General features: G+C 58.2%; 15 protein-coding genes and 1 riboswitch. Of the genes, 9 read left to right on the forward strand and 6 right to left on the reverse strand.

The window, feature by feature from the left end; translation table 11 throughout:
• The first annotated feature begins 34 nt into the window (after positions 1–34).
• On the forward strand, positions 35–445 hold the full coding sequence (locus I6J28_RS05995) for an oxidoreductase (protein ID WP_204608291.1): 411 nt from the start codon (positions 35–37) through the stop codon (positions 443–445).
• On the opposite strand, the gene thiC is transcribed toward I6J28_RS05995, so the two are convergent.
• The 3 genes from thiC to I6J28_RS06010 all read right to left on the reverse strand — a co-directional run bounded on the left by thiC (position 437) and on the right by I6J28_RS06010 (position 4,706).
• On the reverse strand, positions 437–2,218 hold the full coding sequence (thiC, locus tag I6J28_RS06000; protein WP_204608293.1) for a phosphomethylpyrimidine synthase ThiC: 1,782 nt from the start codon (positions 2,216–2,218) through the stop codon (positions 437–439). The genes I6J28_RS05995 and thiC overlap by 9 nt on opposite strands.
• Positions 2,217–2,327: riboswitch (TPP riboswitch) on the reverse strand. (Overlaps the previous gene by 2 nt.)
• A 316-nt stretch (positions 2,328–2,643) precedes the next feature.
• Positions 2,644–3,180 carry an isochorismatase family protein gene (locus tag I6J28_RS06005; RefSeq protein ID WP_204608295.1) on the reverse strand — a complete coding sequence of 179 codons (537 nt, stop codon included), beginning with the start codon at positions 3,178–3,180 and terminating at the stop codon, positions 2,644–2,646.
• Positions 3,181–3,218: 38 nt separating this feature from the next.
• Positions 3,219–4,706 (reverse strand): leucyl aminopeptidase, encoded by a 1,488-nt coding sequence (locus I6J28_RS06010; RefSeq protein WP_204608297.1) that lies wholly within the window; start codon positions 4,704–4,706, stop codon positions 3,219–3,221.
• Positions 4,707–4,809: 103 nt separating this feature from the next.
• On the opposite strand from I6J28_RS06010, the gene I6J28_RS06015 reads away from it, so the two are divergent.
• Entirely contained in the window at positions 4,810–5,907 is a 1,098-nt protein-coding gene (locus I6J28_RS06015; RefSeq protein ID WP_430516377.1) for a branched-chain amino acid aminotransferase, read from the forward strand.
• Positions 5,908–5,915: 8 nt separating this feature from the next.
• On the opposite strand, the gene I6J28_RS06020 is transcribed toward I6J28_RS06015, so the two are convergent.
• Both I6J28_RS06020 and I6J28_RS06025 read right to left on the reverse strand, forming a co-directional pair.
• Entirely contained in the window at positions 5,916–6,710 is a 795-nt protein-coding gene (locus I6J28_RS06020) for a nicotinate-nucleotide--dimethylbenzimidazole phosphoribosyltransferase (RefSeq protein ID WP_204608301.1), read from the reverse strand.
• Positions 6,711–6,722: 12 nt separating this feature from the next.
• Positions 6,723–7,415: a DUF3043 domain-containing protein gene (locus I6J28_RS06025; protein WP_204608303.1), complete on the reverse strand. Its 693-nt coding sequence runs from the start codon at positions 7,413–7,415 to the stop codon at positions 6,723–6,725.
• 141 nt (positions 7,416–7,556) lie between these two features.
• Here I6J28_RS06025 and I6J28_RS06030 point away from each other — a divergent pair, with 141 nt between their 5' ends.
• Positions 7,557–7,901, forward strand: coding sequence for a HesB/IscA family protein (locus I6J28_RS06030; protein ID WP_005324455.1), 345 nt, complete (start codon positions 7,557–7,559; stop codon positions 7,899–7,901).
• Between the two features lie 65 nt (positions 7,902–7,966).
• Here the strand turns inward: I6J28_RS06030 and asnB are convergent, their stop codons facing one another.
• Positions 7,967–9,889 carry an asparagine synthase (glutamine-hydrolyzing) gene (gene asnB, locus I6J28_RS06035; protein WP_204608305.1) on the reverse strand — a complete coding sequence of 641 codons (1,923 nt, stop codon included), beginning with the start codon at positions 9,887–9,889 and terminating at the stop codon, positions 7,967–7,969.
• A gap of 390 nt (positions 9,890–10,279) precedes the next feature.
• On the opposite strand from asnB, the gene ctaC reads away from it, so the two are divergent.
• The 6 genes from ctaC (at position 10,280) to qcrB (ending at position 16,741) form a co-directional block, all read left to right on the forward strand.
• Positions 10,280–11,353, forward strand: a complete 1,074-nt coding sequence (gene ctaC / locus I6J28_RS06040) for an aa3-type cytochrome oxidase subunit II (RefSeq protein ID WP_204608307.1) — start codon at positions 10,280–10,282, stop codon at positions 11,351–11,353.
• A gap of 19 nt (positions 11,354–11,372) precedes the next feature.
• Positions 11,373–11,804, forward strand: a complete 432-nt coding sequence (ctaF, locus tag I6J28_RS06045) for an aa3-type cytochrome oxidase subunit IV (protein ID WP_005328946.1) — start codon at positions 11,373–11,375, stop codon at positions 11,802–11,804.
• 545 nt (positions 11,805–12,349) lie between these two features.
• A complete protein-coding gene (gene ctaE / locus I6J28_RS06050) occupies positions 12,350–12,961 on the forward strand; it encodes an aa3-type cytochrome oxidase subunit III (RefSeq protein WP_430516378.1) in 612 nt (203 codons plus the stop codon).
• A 53-nt stretch (positions 12,962–13,014) separates the two neighbouring features.
• On the forward strand, positions 13,015–13,902 hold the full coding sequence (gene qcrC, locus I6J28_RS06055) for a cytochrome bc1 complex diheme cytochrome c subunit (RefSeq protein ID WP_005324465.1): 888 nt from the start codon (positions 13,015–13,017) through the stop codon (positions 13,900–13,902).
• Positions 13,899–15,119, forward strand: a complete 1,221-nt coding sequence (qcrA, locus tag I6J28_RS06060; protein ID WP_204608309.1) for a cytochrome bc1 complex Rieske iron-sulfur subunit — start codon at positions 13,899–13,901, stop codon at positions 15,117–15,119. Before qcrC ends, qcrA begins: the two co-directional genes overlap by 4 nt.
• Positions 15,119–16,741 carry a cytochrome bc1 complex cytochrome b subunit gene (gene qcrB / locus I6J28_RS06065; RefSeq protein ID WP_204608311.1) on the forward strand — a complete coding sequence of 541 codons (1,623 nt, stop codon included), beginning with the start codon at positions 15,119–15,121 and terminating at the stop codon, positions 16,739–16,741. The genes qcrA and qcrB overlap by 1 nt, the downstream gene beginning before the upstream one ends.
• Positions 16,742–17,204 lie beyond the last annotated feature (463 nt).

A 17,204-nucleotide genomic window follows, 5' to 3' on the forward strand; every position in this document is an offset into this window, starting at 1 on the left:
GTAACTACCCTCCTTCCGGGTAAGCTAGGCAATTATGTTCAACCCTTTCCGCCGCAATAAGTCCAGATCGTCGCTGCGACCACCCCGCGGACCGGGGGAGACCGTCCGCCCGGAAGACGCGCAGGATCTGCAACAGTGGGCCGCCGGAAAGGCTTTTGTAGAAGCCTTTGTGGAGCCGGAAACGGTAGTTAATGAGATGTCCGTTGTCGTTGTGGATGAAAACGGCGATTTTATCCGGCGCCGTATTGGCGGGCCGAAAGGCATAGATGCGGTGGCCAAACTATTGAGCTGCGATATTTATGATGTAGAAGAAACCGGCTATCCGCAGCGAATGCGCGATCGCATGGAAAGGCAGCGCATCTTGCGCAAAAGGGAAGAGCAAAGGCAACGCCGCGCCCGATTTGAGCGCGGCGAAAATCCCGATACAGGGCGAGAGCTAAGCTAGGTCAGCATCCTCGCGTAAATAAATTTGAGACCCGTTGCGGCGGAATTCGGCGGATTTTTCCTGCATACCTTCCTCTGGTGCTGAGCCGTGGGCTGCCGCGCGGACCTGGTCGCCCAGCGTCGGCATGCCCAGCTCGGCCATTTGCCCGCCGAACATCTCGCGGATGTCTTGGCTGATGCGCATGGAGCAGAACTTCGGCCCACACATGGAACAAAAGTGTGCGGTCTTTGCTGGCTCAGCAGGCAACGTTTCATCGTGATAGGCCTGAGCGGTCTCGGGGTCGAGGGAGAGCGCAAATTGGTCATTCCAGCGAAATTCAAAGCGGGCCTTGCTCATGGCATCGTCCCAAGCGCGGGCGCCTGGATGTCCCTTGGCAACGTCCGCTGAATGCGCCGCAATCTTATAAGTAATGACACCAGTTTTTACATCATCGCGGTTGGGCAGTCCCAAATGCTCCTTCGGCGTGACATAGCACAACATGGCTGTACCACCCATTGCGATATGGGCGGCACCGATGGCGGAAGTGATGTGATCATAGCCAGGGGCGATATCGGTAACTAGAGGGCCGAGGGTATAGAAGGGGGCATCTGAAGCCCAGTCCTGTTCGAGTTCGTTGTTTTCTTGAATCATGTTGAGCGGCACGTGTCCGGGGCCTTCCACCATGACTTGGACGTCATACTCCCAGGCGCGGCGGGTAAGTTCGCCGATAGTCTTTAGCTCTGCAAATTGGGCGGCGTCGTTGGCATCGGCAAGGCTGCCGGGGCGCAGGCCGTCGCCAAGCGAAAATGCAACATCGTATTGAGCGAAAATCTCGCACAGCTCATCGAAGTGCTCGTACAGAAATGACTCTTTGTGGTGAGCAAGGCACCATCCCGCCATGATGGAGCCACCGCGGCTGACAATGCCGGTCACGCGATTGCTTGCTAGCGGTACATACGCCAAGAGCACACCGGCGTGAATGGTCATATAGTCCACGCCCTGTTCGCATTGCTCGATGACGGTATCGCGGAAGATTTCCCAGGTCAGATCCTCTGCCACGCCATTGACCTTTTCCAATGCTTGGTAAATAGGCACGGTGCCAATGGGAACTGGGGAATTGCGCAGAATCCACTCGCGGGTGGTGTGGATATCGTCACCAGTGGAAAGATCCATTACGGTGTCCGCGCCCCACTGGGTAGCCCAGCGCAGTTTGGACACTTCTTCCTCGATGGAGGAGGTAACCGCGGAGTTACCAATATTGGCGTTGATTTTGGTGAGAAATTTTCGCCCAATGATCATGGGCTCAGACTCGGGGTGGTTGACATTATTAGGGATAATGGCGCGGCCGCGAGCTACCTCAGCGCGGACGAATTCCGGATCGCAGTGCTCACGCAGTGCTACGAATTCCATTTCGCGGGTGATGATTCCTTGGCGGGCGTAGTGCATTTGAGTTACGCGGCGCCCAGGCTGAGCCTTAAGCGGCGGGCGCTTAGAGCCTTTCCACTCTTGGGAAGACGCCCCGCGGCGCTGTGCGGCACGTCCATCGTCAGCCAGCTCGCGGCCGCGACCGGTGTACTCTTTGGTATCTCCGCGCTCGCTAATCCACTCGCTGCGCAGGGCCGGTAGCCCCACTTCAGGTGCGCATTCTGGCCCACGCGTGCGGTAGACGCGGAAGGGCTCATTGGGGCCTTGTGGGGAATCATCCAGTTGGATTTCGGTCTCTGGAACTTCTAGACCGTCGTGGTGAATGGGGGAATAGGAATGCTTAGGGTGGTTTTCTGGGGCAGCCGTCATGGCAAGCGCTCCTCTCTTCCTTCGTAGGTATTAACCAAACAGGTTCGAACGGTCTATGCGCAGCTTTAGCGCACTCTCAGCCCGTGCTCGGGCACCCGTGGGGACGCAGATCACCCTATAACAATCGTCTCGCGTAGCGCAGAGCTTTCGCCAATTTGGTGGAGACGCATTTGTCGAGGTGAGGTAGTAGGAGCCTTGGTGGCATCTTTCAACAGGAAACTTTCAGGTACTTGACACCCGAATCCAATTTCGATACCCCATACTTAAATCATGCGTTTGAGAGAGCGCATGCGAGAGAGATAGAGAGAACCCCTCCCGTTTCCAGAGGGCGGCTGCTTTAGCTGATACATGGAAACACTTTGTAGAGAGACGCCTACGGCCCTCGAACCAGATTCGGTTCGAGGGCCGTAGGCGTTGTCGTGCGCCTAGCAGATGGTGGCACCGGCAGCGGCCAATTCCTGCAACGCGGTCTCGCCACGGGCATCATCAACGGGGGAGCAGTACTCACGCAGTACGCGGACGGTGAACCCTTCTCTCAAGGCGTCGGCGGCCGTGGCGCGCACGCAGTGATCGGTGGCAATGCCCACGATATCCACGGCGTCTATGTGGCGCTCGCGCAACCAGTCAGCGAGCAAGGTACCGTTCGCAGCGCCCTCGAATCCGGAATAGGCCGCGGTGTATTCACCTTTGCGGAAGTAGGCTTGCGCCGGCCCGATGGCCTCATGCATGGCCGCCCCGTGGGAGTCGGCTACGCAGTGCACTGGCCAAGAATCGACAAAATCCGGGTCCTTTGAAAAGTGAGAACCCGGATCGATGTGCCAATCCTGCGTGGCTACGACGGTTTCGTAGTCCTGTTGCAGGGAGGCGATTTTTGCAGCGACCTCATTGCCCCGCTCGGTGCCTAAGGCGCCGCCGGGGCAGAAGTCATGTTGTACGTCAACGATGATTAAAGCAGGCTTCATGCCTCTAGGATTCTAAACGCAACAAGCCTGTTGTGGTGCTACTTTAATTCAGCAATCTCGCGCAGGGCGGCAACCACCGTGCGGGTGGGCACGCCGGTGCCCATCTTCGGGGTGTATCCATAAGGGCCCGTGGTGTTGAAGGAAGGGCCAGCCACATCGATATGGGCCCATTCGATTCCCTCGCCCACGAAGTGCTGGAGGTAGGTGCCGGCGTATTCCATGCCGCCCTCACGCTTGGCGTTGATATTGCGGATATCGGCGCTGGCGGACTTCACGGATTCCTCGTGTTCCTCTAGCAAAGGCATGGCCCATGCCTTTTCGCCCACCTCGCGGCCAATCTCGGCCATGCGATCGCGGAATTCTTCCGAGCCCATCACGCCGGCGGTGCGCTCACCCAGGGCGACCATCTGGGCGCCGGTCAAGGTCGCGGTTTCGATGAGGTAATCGGGGTTGTCTTCGCTGGCGCGCGCAATGGCGTCGGCAAGCACGAGGCGGCCCTCCGCGTCAGTGTTGAGTACCTCGGAGGTAATGCCGCCGTAGTGGGTGATGACGTCACCCGGGCGGGTGGCATCGCTGCCCGGCATGTTTTCTGCCAGCGGCAGGGTAGCGGTGATGCCCACCTTCAGGTTCAGCTTTGCCGCAGCGATGATGGCGGCGGCCATTGCAGCGGAACCGCCCATGTCAGAAATCATGTCCCACATCTTGGCGCCCGGCTTCAGGGAAATTCCGCCGGTATCAAAGGTAATGCCCTTGCCTACTAGGGCGACGTGGCGCTTGGCCTTCTTCGGCTTCCAGCTCAAGCGGACCAAGCGCGGCGGGCGGGCGGATCCGCGACCGACGGCCATGATGCCGCCAAAGCCCTGCTTTTCCAGCGCCTTTTCGTCCAAGACCTCGACTTCAAGGCCGGCCTCTGCCGCTTGGGCAGAGAGGAATTCGGCATAGGTTTCTGGGTAGAGCAGGTTGGAAGGGGTATTGACGAGGTCGCGGGCGATGAGAACGGACTCGGCGGTAATCTTGGCGCTGTCGAATTCCTTTTGTGCGGACTTCTCCGCCACCACGGTGAAAGTGGTGGTCTCCGCGGCCGACTCGGAGCGCAGGCCAGAATACTTATAGCCGCCGAGGATGAGGCCTTCCACCACTGGGGTGATACCGAAATCGCCCAGGGAGGTGGCTACGGCCCCCACCTTGGTGATGGAACGCGCGGCCTGGCCGGCGGCGCGGCGCAGCGTCTCATCGTCTACTTCTTCCGCATCGCCCAAGCCAACGGCGATGATGGATGCTACACCCGCCTTAGCCGGAGCCGGCACGCGCGTGACTTCGCCGGCCTTGCCAGAGGCCCCGACGGCCACCAGCGCCTCATAAGTGGAGCGCAGCGCTGCGCCCCCAAGTAATTCGGTGCCTGGCAGTTCTAGGCCGCCTTCGCCCTCGAAAGCGGCGATAAGTAGAGCTTCCGCCTTCTTAGGAACCTTCTTTCCCAGCTTTACCTGGGGAAAGTGGCCGCGTGCTGGTAGATCGGACTGTGCCATTGTCTCCTCCTTTATGGAAAGGCTTATCAATCTTCCCACCACTGTACCGCGCGGTGATGAACTTATTCCTGCCTCGCTATAGATAAAGGGGTAGATTGTGGGCATGCTTGATTACACGATTACTCGTAACGATACCCCTACGTCCGCGGAAGAATTGAGCGATATCCTCGCCAATCCCGGCTTTGGCAAGCACTTTACAGACCACATGGTCACCATTGACTGGACCGAAGAAAAGGGATGGCACGATGCTCAGGTGCGCCCATACGGACCGATGACCATGGAACCTGCCAGCAACGTATTCCATTATGGGCAGGCTATCTTTGAGGGCATCAAGGCCTACCGTCAGCCGGATGGTTCTATCGCTACTTTCCGGCCGGACCACAATGCGCAGCGCTTTATCAACTCCGCTGAGCGCCTGGCTATGCCCGAGCTTCCGCAGGAGGAGTTTATCGAGTCTCTGCGCCAATTGGTGGAAGCGGATCAGGACTGGGTACCAGAAGCCGGCGGGGAAGCAGCGCTGTACCTGCGCCCGTTTATGATCTCCACCGAGGTCTCCTTGGGCGTTCACCCCGCCAATTCCTACCGCTATGTGCTCATTGCCTCCCCAGCGGGTTCCTACTTCAGCGGCGGGATCAAGCCGGTTTCGGTGTGGCTATCCACCGACTACGTGCGCGCAGCCCCTGGCGGCACCGGCGCGGCCAAGTTTGCGGGCAACTACGCAGGCTCGCTCTTGGCGCAGGCCCAGGCAGATGAAAAGGGCTGTGACCAGGTGGTCTGGTTGGACGCGATTGAGCGCCGTTACATCGAGGAGATGGGCGGAATGAACCTGATGTTTGTGTATGGCTCTGGTGATAGCGCGGAGATTGTTACACCAGAACTATCGGGATCCTTGCTGCCCGGCATTACCCGCGAATCGCTATTGCAGGTAGCGCAGGATTTGGGCTACAAGGTCACCGAGCGCCGCATTACTACCGAAGAGTGGCAGCGCGATGCCGAATCCGGCGAAATGTCGGAGGCCTTTGCTTGTGGCACTGCCGCGGTTATTACGCCGGTGGGTCACGTAATGGGAGATTCTGCGGATTTCCAGGTCAATGGGAATGAAGCGGGTGAGAACACCATGGCCCTGCGCGAGCGCCTCACCGGAATCCAGCGCGGCGCAGTGGAGGATGCCCACGGTTGGCTCCATACCCTAGTGAAGTAGTCCCCCGCTTAGGCGTCCGCGGCGATCTCCACTCCGGTGAGCAGCAGTGGCAGCGCCGCGAGGGCACCGAGCGTAGGTTGTGGCTCCATTCCCAGTTCCATCAGGGGGTGGAGCCCTAGCTTTTCCAGTGCCAACTTGTGCGCAGGGGCAGTGGATAGGGAGGTGGCGAAGAGCCAGTCTTTCACACCGGGATTATCGCGCTCAGCAAGAAGCGCGGCGGTGGCGGTCAAGGGGGCGTCGATAAGCAGGGGTGTACGGCGCTCCGCGGCCCGGGCAATGAACCCCACCGTGGCTGCTAGCACGGTGGACTGGCACGATTCAACCAGCTCCATGCCCTCGAGGTTGCGTACGCGGAACATGGCGTCCCGGATTGCGGTGACCTCGCGCTTCCAGTCTTCCACGCTGCGCTGCTTGCCGACGATCACTACCGGTTCCGTTTGCGTCATAGTTGCCATTACCACGGCCGGTACTCGGGCGAGCTCTTCGCCGCCGGGAATCAGTAGGTCAGCCCCGGCATCAATTTCCGCATCCGCTGTTGCGGCTCCAAGGCTGTAGGCCTGGGAATAATCCGTCACGGTGACTACATTCAGCCCGGCCTCGGCGCGACGCGCGGCGGTCTCAGCGGCCGAAAGCGAGGTCTCTTGATCCGCGAAAATCACGGCCCGCACGCGCCGCGGCTCACGGGCAGGGGCCGCGCCTTGGCAAGCAGCCAGCCATTGAGCGGCGTCGGTCAGGCGCCCCCAAGGGGCGAGCTGTGCGTCCTGTGCGGTATGTGCCTGCTTATCGGGCTGCGCAATGGCCATGAGCAGTCCTCCCTAAACGTCAGCGCCGAGCTCCACGCGGGGGCGCGGGATGCGCCACTTGCGCGGCTGGCTGGCGCGAGAATACGCATAAAAGCCAAGGCTAAAGCCGGCTTCGGTGGTGCCGGGGAACTTGGCTCGCACGGCATTATTGCAGCGGCGGGCCAAAATGACGCCCTCGATGGCGAAGATAACGAGGATAACCATCGCTACCGCGTTGATGATTGTTGCAATGCTGGGTACCGCGTAGGTCAAGAACATGACCACGATGAGCACCAAGGCCATCGGCATGACCCAGTTGCTCAGGCTGCGGCGGGCATCCACCCAATCGCGCACATAGGCGCGCACTTCACCCTGGTCGCGGGCGGGCAGGAAGCGCGGATCGCCCTCTGCCATGCGGGCCTGCTGTTCGCGGTTGGCCTGCTGGCGCTCTTGGCGCTCCTTCTTCTTATATTCCTTCCACTCGTCCTTGCTCATGGACTTCTTCATGTCCTTGCGATGCTGGTACCGCTGCGCATCGGACATGCCATTGGGATCGCGCTTTACGCCGCGTGCAATCTCTTGCTCTGCGCGCTTTGGCGTAGGACGACCCTTCGGTGGGGTGTAGCCCTTGCGCTGGGGCACTTCCTGAACTTCTGCCTGAGCTTTGTCCTGTACAGGAGCAGGCTCAGTGGAGGTCTTATCATCTTTTTGCCACGGGAGTTTCACGTTCCTCACACTACAAGGTGTAGGTGTGAATAGGGGAATAGGCCCGGCCCAGATGGTGTTGTAGGTATGGGCTACCTTTTCCCACCTGAACTAACCGGGTAGGGTAGTGGCAACGAATCCAATACTTATTGAGGAGAAGTGATGACCGCTCCAGCTTCCGCAACCGGCGTCATTCTGACTGAAGCAGCAGCCGCAAAGGCAAAGGCGCTGCTTGATCAGGAAGGCCGCGACGATCTCTCCCTGCGCATTGCCGTCCAGCCTGGTGGCTGCGCTGGCCTGCGCTACCAGCTCTACTTTGATGACCGCACTTTGGACGGTGACAAGGTTGACCAGGTAGGCGGCGTAAACCTCGTTGTGGACAAGATGTCCGTTCCCTACCTGACCGGTGCCAAGATTGACTTCGCTGACACCATCGAGTCCCAGGGTTTCACCATTGATAACCCGAATGCCACCGGCTCTTGCGCTTGTGGCGATTCCTTCAACTAAAGAGAAGGAAATACAAAGAGGGTGGGTGCCACTGGCACCCACCCTCTTTTTTGTGTGGAAGGCTCTTAGAGCTTGACCGGGTAGTCGCGCTGCTCGATCTGCGGATCGATGCGCTTTTCCACAAAGATGCCGTGCCAAATCATAAAGGACAGCACGGTCCACAAGCGGCGGGAGTGATCGGAAACGCCATCTCGGTGCTCCTTGAGCATCTCGAGAACTTCCTTCTTGTTGAAGATGTCCTCGGTCTGGGATTCATTGATGGTGTCCTGGGCCCAGCCGTATAGCTCATCGCCGGCCAGCCAGTGGCGCATCGGCACTGGGAAGCCCAGCTTCTTGCGGTGCAGTACATGCGCCGGGACGATCTGCTCCATGGCCTTGCGCAGGGCGTACTTGGTGGTGCCGTGCGAAATCTTCAGGTCATATGGGATGGACTCGGCAACCTTGAAGACTTCCTTGTCTAGGAATGGCACGCGCAGCTCCAGGGAGTTGGCCATATTGATCTTATCGGCCTTGACCAGGATGTCACCGCGCATCCAAGTGAATAGATCCAAATGCTGCATGCGGGCAACCGGATCAAAGTCCTTGGACTGGGCGTAGATGGGGGCGGTAACCTCGCGGTGGTCCCATTCGCGCTTTGCCCACGGGATAACGCGCTGCATCTGCTCAAAGTTGAAGGAACGAGCGTTGCCGTAGTAGCGCTCTTCCATCGTCATCGAGCCGCGATTAAGCAGGGACTTGCCCTTCATGCCCTCCGGTAGAACCTGGGAGAGCTTGCCCAGTCCGCGACGCAGCGGCGACGGGATCTTCTCAAACGGCGCGAGGGATAGTGGTTCCTTGTAGATGGTGTAGCCACCAAAGAGCTCGTCCGCGCCCTCGCCGGAAAGAACTACCTTGACATGTTTGCGGGCTTCCTGCGCCACAAAGTACAGCGGGACCAGCGAGGGGTCAGCCACCGGATTGTCCAGGTACCACATGATCTTCGGGATGGACTCGGCATATTCTTCGGGGGAGACAATCTTGACGATGTGCTCCACACCAATAGCTTCCGCGGACTCTGCCGCGACATCGACCTCAGAATAGCCCTCGCGCTCAAAGCCGGTGGTAAAAGTCAGTAGATCCGGGTTGTGGCGCTTGGCCAGAGTGGCAATAGCGGTGGAGTCAATGCCGCCGGATAGGAAGGAACCCACGGTGACGTCGGCACGCATGTGCTTAGCGACGGAATCTTCCAGCGCCTCCGCAATGCGGTTAAATAGCTGCTGCTCTTCGCCTTGCTTAACCTGCTGCACAGGGAAGCGAGGCTTGAAGTAGCGCTCGGCGACAACGTCTTCGCCTGGACGAAGGGTAACAGTGCAGCCGGATTCTACGCGGCGAATATTCGCGTGGAGGGATTCTGGCTCCGGGACGTATTGCAGGTCCACGTAGTGTTCAATGGCGCGACGGTCAAGGTTGAGATCTAGACCGAGCTGATCCGCCATCTCCAAGATGCACTTCATCTCCGAAGCGAAAACGGTACCCGCCTCGGTAGTGGCGTAATACAGCGGCTTGATGCCAAATTGGTCGCGAGCGGCAAACATCGTCTTGGTGTGGGTGTCCCAGATGACAATGCCGAACATGCCGCGCAGATGGTTGACTACGTCCTTGCCCCAGTGGTGGTAGCCCACCACGATGGGCTCGCCATCGCCCTCGGTGTGGAAGGTGTAGCCGAGGCCCTTGAGCTCCTCGCGCAGCTCCACGTAGTTGTAGATTTCGCCATTAAAGGTCATGGCGTAGCGGTCGGGCTCGTCCTCTGGGCCCCAGCGGAGGGGCTGATGGGAGTGCTCCAAGTCAATAATGGACAGGCGGTTGAAGCCGAAGGCGGCATCGCCGTCATGCCACGTGCCGGCCGCATCTGGGCCGCGGTGGCGCATGCAGGGCAGGGAACGTTCCAGCGCGTCAACGTACTTATCTACGTTGCCCGTGGCGGCGAGCATGCCAAGAAGTCCGCACATGAAAAGATTGCTCCTTATATATAAGCGTCTATTGCTAGTCACCCACTTTACGGCCAGAGGGCGTGAAACCAGAACACGCCACGGCTTAAGGAAACCTGCCGACCGCCTTGGAATTAGCTTCCCCGATAGGGGTGCGAACTTTCGGATGATGGTTCCGCCGGATCCCTGTGAATTGGCGCACACGGATTCTGTGGCTGCTGGGGGTGCGGTTGGAACATTGTGCAGGTGGGGCGGTAACCTACCTGAAGGAGAATATGAAATGAGTGCACTAGGTGCCCTTTTATGCCTTTAAACAGGCTGGGAATCTGGCAATTATCCTCTATTCTGATTGGGTAAGAGTGCTCTGTGAGTATTCGAGAAGTTTTGTGTGGACAGAAAGGCAGAACACACGTGGGACAGCGTAATAAGCGCACCTTTGCCCGTAAGGCGGGCGTAGCTGGCGCACTTGCCCTGGGTGGACTCGCTCTGGCAGGTTGTGACGTTCAGGCGCCAACTGCTGTAGAGAACCTCCTGGGATTCGGTTGGCCGAAGGGCATTACCCCTGAGGCGGAGGCCATGTACAACTTCTGGATTTGGGTCTGGGTTGCCGCATGGATCGTTGGTTTTATTATGTGGGGCCTGTTCCTCACTGCAATCTTCCGCTGGGGCGCGAAGAAGGCAAAGAAGGATGGCAAGGGCGAGTTCCCGCGCCAGATCCAGTACAACGTTCCACTGGAGATGGTTCTGACCATCGTCCCTATCCTCATCATCATGGGCCTGTTCTTCTTTACCGTTCAGACTCAGCAGAAGGTCACCGCCTTGGATAAGGATCCAAAGGTTGTCGTCGACGTCACCGCGTTCCAGTGGAACTGGAAGTTTGGTTACGCCGAGAACCATGTCAATGGTGAGAACTACGACGGCGCCGACAAGGAGCGTCAGGCTGAGGCAGAGAAGACTGCTCACGACCCTGAGGGTGTGGACAACCCGAACCCAATCCACGGCAAGTCCATGGGCGACCTTTCCTACCTGAACTACAACAAGATTGAGACCGTCGGTACCACCGAAGAGGTTCCGGTTCTGGTTCTTCCTTCCGATACTGCGATTGAGTTCCGCCTCGCTTCCGGCGACGTGTCCCACGCATTCTGGGTACCGGAGTTCTTGTTCAAGCGCGACGTCTACGCACACCCAGAGGCAAACGCTCAGGAGCGTAGCTTCCAGGTGGAAAAGATTGAGAAGCAGGGCGCATTCGTTGGCCGTTGTGCCGAGATGTGCGGTACCTACCACTCGATGATGAACTTTGAAATCCGCGTTGTCTCTCCGGAGGACTTCAATACCTACCTGAAGTTCCGAGAGGACAACCCAGAGGCCACCAACGCGGAAGCCCTGGAAGAAATCGGCCAGGACCCATATGCGGTAACCACCCACCCGTTCTCCGGCGAGCGTGACACCGCTAAGGGCGACAACTACGTAAACACCGCGGCATAAGAGATAAGGACACAACACAATGCGTGCAACATCGAAAGTCTTTTACTCAATCGCGACGTACCTTCTTGTCTCGCTGATTGTCTACATCTTCGGCGTCACCTTCGTTAAGGACGATGGCTACCTCTACGGTGCCGAGTGGGTTGGCATCGTGGGCATGTTCCTTGCCTTCCTGCTGTGCATGATGCTGGGTGCTTACCTTCACTTCACTGATGACCGCAGTGACGTCCTGCCAGAGGATTGGGAAGAGGCAGAAACTGAAGATGCCGCTGGCATCCTTGGCTTCTTCTCCCCAGGCTCCATCTGGCCGCTGGCTATGACTGGCGCCATTGGCCTTCTTGGCTTGGGAATCATCTTCCTCTACTTCTGGCTGATTGCCCTCGGCGCTGTCTGCCTCATCGCGGCCTGCACCGGCCTGTCCCTCCAGTACGGCCTGCCGAAGGAAAAGCACTAATTCCTCGATGTAAAGGAATCCCTGCCTAAAACTTCTCCGCCCTCCTAGTCACTATGGCTAGGAGGGCTTTGGCGATCCAGCGTCGTTCGCGACGCAAGAAAGTTCCCGAGAGTTTCAAAAGTTTTACCGGTGGGGGAGGAGTGGCTGATCTTGCTGCATGTTCGCGATGGCACTTCTTCTGCATTCTGGCACGTAGGAGCCGATTTTTGCGGGGGTCGTTCGAAAGTTGTAAAGCGGGGCGTTTAGGGAGCTCGTGGAGTGTGATTTATCTCTCCAGGCAACGGGGGCGGGTACACGGACTGGTGCATCGATAAGTGGAGGCGTCGGGTGGCCGGGGTGCTTCGGAATTTCAGGGTAGGGCCCGACGTGTGGTGTCACCTGCATCAATGGGACGTCGGAAAGCGGGGCGAAAAGTTCCCGTTTGGAAAAATAAAGTTTTTGACTCTGACTTGCTGGCCTTTTGCTGGACGAAGCATCAAAAAAGAATGGAGAAAGCGGGGGGAATCGAGGTGACTTCAGCGCCCGGAACGGCCATAATAGCCACTGTGACGAGCGTAGTTTCTAACCAAGGTATGACAGCACCACGTGCTGCCTCACTGAACCGACCCAATATGGTCAGTGTCGGCACTATCGTGTTCCTGTCTCAGGAATTGATGTTCTTTGCCGGACTGTTCGCGATGTGGTTTACCTCGCGAGCAAACGGTCAGGAAGGCGATTGGGCGGAGCACACCGCCCATATCAACCTGCCCATGGGTTTCCTCATTACGGCAGTGCTGATTTCTTCTTCTGTGACCTCGCAGTTCGGCGTGTTTGCCGCAGAAAGGGGTGACGTTTACAAGCTTCGACTCTGGTACACCGTAACGCTGGTACTGGGCGTTGTGTTCCTGGGCATCATGGCGTTTGAGTGGACCGAGTTGATTCACGCAGGTGTGACTGTGCAGTCCAGCGTCTTCGGTTCGGTGTTCTACATCATCACCGGCTTCCACGCTGCGCACGTGACCGCGGGTCTGATTTCTTTTGCAATCATTCTCGCGCGCGTTGCTAAGTCCAAGTTCACGCCGGCACAGGCGACCGCAGCAATGGCAGTGTCCTACTACTGGCACTTCGTTGACGTTGTGTGGATCGGCGTTTTCACCGTTATTTACTTGGTCCAGTAGCACTGGCCACAATCCCCAAACAGTCCTCCCGTGTTCGAGTTATCTAAAGGAAAATGATGGATAACAATTCGCAGTCCGTGGCAGTGGAGCAGACCACTGCGGCGGCTAAGAAGACCCGCCGTCGCCGCAAGGCGAAGCGCACCCTTGCCGGTGGCTTCGCTTTGGCGATTGGCCTGTCCGGTGCGGGCGTCTTGGCTTCTGCCTTGACCCCGGACGCACAGGTCGCCACGGCGGAAAAAGATGACCAAGCCCTCGTCCAAGAGGGTAAGGACATCTATGACACCGCTTGTATCACCTGCCACGGTGCCAATCTGCAGGGCATCGAAGGTCGCGGTCCGTCCCTCGTCGGTATCGGTGCTGGTTCCGTGTACTTCCAGGTGCACTCCGGCCGTATGCCGATGATGTCTAACGACGCCCAAGCAGAGCGCAAGGCTCCTCGCTACACCGAGCAGCAGACTCTGGCTCTTGCTGCATATGTTGCAGCCAACGGTGGCGGCGCAGACATTGTCTACAACGACGACGGAAGCGTTGCTCAGGAATCGCTGCGTGGTGCTAACTACAATGGCGAAATCCAGGCAGAAGACGTAGCGAAGGGCTCCGAGCTCTTCCGCATGAACTGCGCTTCCTGCCACAACTTCACCGGCCAGGGCGGCGCTCTGTCCTCCGGTAAGTTCGCTCCGGAGCTGGCTCCGGCAAGCGAGCAGGAGATCTACCAGGCAATGCTGACAGGTCCGCAGAACATGCCTAAGTTCTCCGACCGCCAGCTGACCGCAGATGAGAAGAAGGACATCATTGCCTACCTCAAGTCTGCAAAGGAAACTCCTTCCCCAGCAGGTTGGGACCTTGGTGGTCTCGGCCCAGTAGCGGAAGGCCTGGCAATGTGGATTATCGGTATTAGCGCCCTGTGCGCTGCCGCTATGTGGATTGGATCGCGCTCATGAGCAATGTGAAGAAGAATTACACTAACGCTGAGCTCGACAGGATGAGCAACGATGAACTCGCTGCTCTTGGTACCGAGCTCGATGACGTCACCGTTGCGTTCCGTAAGGAACGTTTCCCAGTCGAAGGTGACCCAGCTGAAAAGCGCGCTGGACGTAACGTTGCTATCTGGTTGTTCCTGTCCGTCATTGGCGGTCTCGGGTTCCTCGGCGTTTATCTGTTCTGGCCGTGGCAGTACAAGCAGCTAGGGGAGGAGGGCCATATTTGGCACACTCTCTACACCCCTCTGCTGGGTATTACTGCTGCCCTCGCAATTTGCGGCTTGGGCATCGCCATCGTTCAGTACGTTAAGAAGATTCTCCCAGAAGAGATTTCCGTGCAGCGTCGTCACGACGGTCCTTCCGAAGAGGTTGATCGCCGTACCCTGACCGCCCTTCTGAACGATTCTTGGAAGACCTCGACTCTGGGTCGCCGCAAGACCGTCCAAGGTCTGCTGGGCGGCGCCGGCGTTCTGTTCGGTCTAACCGTGATTGCTCCGCTTGGCGGCGCAATCAAGAACCCCTGGAAGGTTCGCCACAATATGAACTATGCCGGCGACGGCACCCTGTGGACTTCCGGTTGGACCCTGCACAATGAAGGCGTCAAGCTCTACCTGGCGCGCGACACCGGCACTATCGCCGAGAAGCATTCTGGCGAAACCGGTGAGCACTACAGCACCAAGGGTGTTACCCGCTTGGTTCGTGTGCGCCCGGAGGATCTGGCAGCAGGCGGCATGGAGACCGTCTTCCCGCTGGCAGAAGAAGACGTCAACGATGGCGACAAGTACGATGCCGAGCGCGATGTCTACGAGCACCACATGCACTCGATTCACGGCAACCGCAATGCGGTCATGCTGATTCGCCTGCGTCACCACGACGCCCAGAAGGCAATCGAGCGCGAAGGTCAGGAAGACTTCCACCACGGCGATTACTACGCCTACTCCAAGATCTGTACCCACATCGGTTGCCCGACCTCTCTGTATGAGGCGCAGACCAACCGAATCCTGTGCCCGTGCCACCAGTCGCAGTTCGACGCTTTGCACTACGGAAAGCCGGTCTTCGGCCCGGCTGCCCGTGCACTGCCACAGCTGCCTATCACGGTGGATGACGAGGGCTACCTCGTTGCACAGGGCAACTTCATTGAGCCTGTCGGCCCGGCATTCTGGGAGCGTAAGTCATAATGAGCAATAAACTCGCCCAAATGGGCAACAATATGGATGAGCGCTATAGCGCCGCCGGCGTGCTGAGGACTCAGCTGAACAAGGTCTTTCCGACCCACTGGTCCTTCATGCTTGGTGAGATGGCGCTATACAGCTTCATCATTCTTGTACTGACCGGTATCTATCTGGCGCTGTTCTTCGACCCGTCCATCACCAAGGTCATTTACGACGGCACCTACGCACCGCTTAATGGTGTAGAAATGTCCCGCGCATACGCCACTGCGCTGGATATCTCCTTTGAAGTTCGTGGTGGCCTGTTCGTGCGCCAGATGCACCACTGGGCAGCTTTGCTGTTCATGATGTCCATGGTTGCGCACATGCTGCGCATCTTCTTCACCGGCGCATTCCGTCGTCCGCGTGAGGCAAACTGGATCATCGGTTGCGCACTTATCCTGCTGGGCATGATCGAGGGCTTCCTTGGTTACTCCCTGCCGGACGACCTGCTTTCCGGTGTTGGTCTGCGAATCATGTCCGCCATCATCCTGGGCCTGCCGATTATCGGTACCTGGCTGCACTGGGCAATCTTTAGCGGTGACTTCCCGTCTGACCTGATGTTGGATCGTTTCTACATCCTGCACGTTCTGGTTATTCCGGGCATCATCCTTGGCTTGATTGCAGCCCACCTGATTATGGTTTGGTTCCAGAAGCACACCCAGTTCCCTGGACCGGGTCGTGCAGAGAACAACGTGGTTGGTGTGCGCATTATGCCGGTCTTTGCCACTAAGGCTATCGGCATGGGCATGATGGTTGCTGGCGTACTGGCGCTGATGTCTGGTCTGCTGACCATCAACGCAATCTGGACGCTCGGACCTTATAACCCATCCCAGGTTTCTGCTGGTTCCCAGCCAGATATCTACATGCTGTGGACTGACGGTGTTGCTCGTGTCATGCCGGCATGGGAGCTCTACATCGGCAACTACACCATTCCTTCCGCGTTCTGGGTAGCCCTGCTGTGTGGCCTCATGGTCGTCCTGCTGATGGCGTACCCGTTCTTGGAGAAGAAGTTCACCGGCGACGATGCACACCACAACCTGCTGCAGCGTCCGCGCGATGTTCCTACCCGCTCCGCTATCGGCGCGGCTGCGATCGTGTTCTTCCTGCTGGTTACCCTTTCCGGTGGTAACGACCACGTGGCACACTTCTTCCAGATTTCGCTGAACGCTATGACCTGGGTTGGTCGTATCGGCCTCATCGTGCTGCCTCCGATTGCGTACTTCATGACCTACCGCATTTGTGTTGGTCTGCAGCGCTCTGACCGCGAGGTGCTGGAGCACGGTATTGAAACCGGCGTTATCAAGCAGATGCCGAATGGTGCCTTCATCGAGGTTCACCAGCCGCTCGGCCCGGTTGATGCCGATGGACACCCGGTTCCGCTCGAGTACGCAGGTGCTCAGGTGCCGAAGCAGCTGAACCACCTCGGCCTCGCTGATTCCGAGACCCAGGGCACCTTCAGCCCTGATGACTCGGCCCTCATGCGCCGAGTACACGAAATCCACTCCGATAATCACGACGAGGAAGCGGAGATGTTCCGCCGCCTTAACGAGGCTAACCGTCGTGAGGACGAGGAAAACGGCCGCATCTAACCGCTTTTCCTGAGGACTACTCGAAACGCGCTCGCAGACCCGCCCTTGCTCTTGTTGAAGGAGCAAGGGCGGGTCTTGCGTATATACAGATCGATTCCGAACGCAGTCCTCATTTTTCTGGCTGCTACGAGAGTTGTCGAAGGGGGCGTCGCGTGCCTGAGAATCTTTATGAATCTTGGAGCATCTGAAGAAGTGCTGCTGAAAGTTGTTGTGCAGTCGGTTTAGTACACGTTCTGGTGCTCGTATTGTCGGAGTTTAGTGGTTCTCTCGTGATTTACAGCCTTAGGAGCCTAGTGCGTGGGCTCAGGTAGGTGTGAATGCCGAAAGGCTATTGGCTTGAGGCACGCTGCGCTCGTCGATTGAGCGCCTTAAGGGGCGTCGGAAAGCGGTTTAGCTAGAACCACCGCAAGGAAAGGCGGCAAAGCAGGGCGCAGTTGCGATGAAAACAAGGCTCTAGGCGTGC

The sequence above is a fragment of the Corynebacterium tuberculostearicum genome (assembly GCF_016894265.1).
Taxonomy (GTDB): domain Bacteria; phylum Actinomycetota; class Actinomycetes; order Mycobacteriales; family Mycobacteriaceae; genus Corynebacterium; species Corynebacterium tuberculostearicum_D.

What these genes read in the sequence shown, in the direction of transcription:
- I6J28_RS05995 (WP_204608291.1), top strand. Translation starts at nt 35, where the DNA reads ATGTTCAACCCTTTCCGCCGCAATAAGTCCAGATCGTCGCTGCGACCA.
- thiC (WP_204608293.1), bottom strand. Translation starts at nt 2,218, where the DNA reads ATGACGGCTGCCCCAGAAAACCACCCTAAGCATTCCTATTCCCCCATT.
- I6J28_RS06005 (WP_204608295.1), bottom strand. Translation starts at nt 3,180, where the DNA reads ATGAAGCCTGCTTTAATCATCGTTGACGTACAACATGACTTCTGCCCC.
- I6J28_RS06010 (WP_204608297.1), bottom strand. Translation starts at nt 4,706, where the DNA reads ATGGCACAGTCCGATCTACCAGCACGCGGCCACTTTCCCCAGGTAAAG.
- I6J28_RS06015 (WP_430516377.1), top strand. Translation starts at nt 4,810, where the DNA reads ATGCTTGATTACACGATTACTCGTAACGATACCCCTACGTCCGCGGAA.
- I6J28_RS06020 (WP_204608301.1), bottom strand. Translation starts at nt 6,710, where the DNA reads ATGGCCATTGCGCAGCCCGATAAGCAGGCACATACCGCACAGGACGCA.
- I6J28_RS06030 (WP_005324455.1), top strand. Translation starts at nt 7,557, where the DNA reads ATGACCGCTCCAGCTTCCGCAACCGGCGTCATTCTGACTGAAGCAGCA.
- asnB (WP_204608305.1), bottom strand. Translation starts at nt 9,889, where the DNA reads ATGTGCGGACTTCTTGGCATGCTCGCCGCCACGGGCAACGTAGATAAG.
- ctaF (WP_005328946.1), top strand. Translation starts at nt 11,373, where the DNA reads ATGCGTGCAACATCGAAAGTCTTTTACTCAATCGCGACGTACCTTCTT.
- qcrC (WP_005324465.1), top strand. Translation starts at nt 13,015, where the DNA reads ATGATGGATAACAATTCGCAGTCCGTGGCAGTGGAGCAGACCACTGCG.
- qcrA (WP_204608309.1), top strand. Translation starts at nt 13,899, where the DNA reads ATGAGCAATGTGAAGAAGAATTACACTAACGCTGAGCTCGACAGGATG.
- qcrB (WP_204608311.1), top strand. Translation starts at nt 15,119, where the DNA reads ATGAGCAATAAACTCGCCCAAATGGGCAACAATATGGATGAGCGCTAT.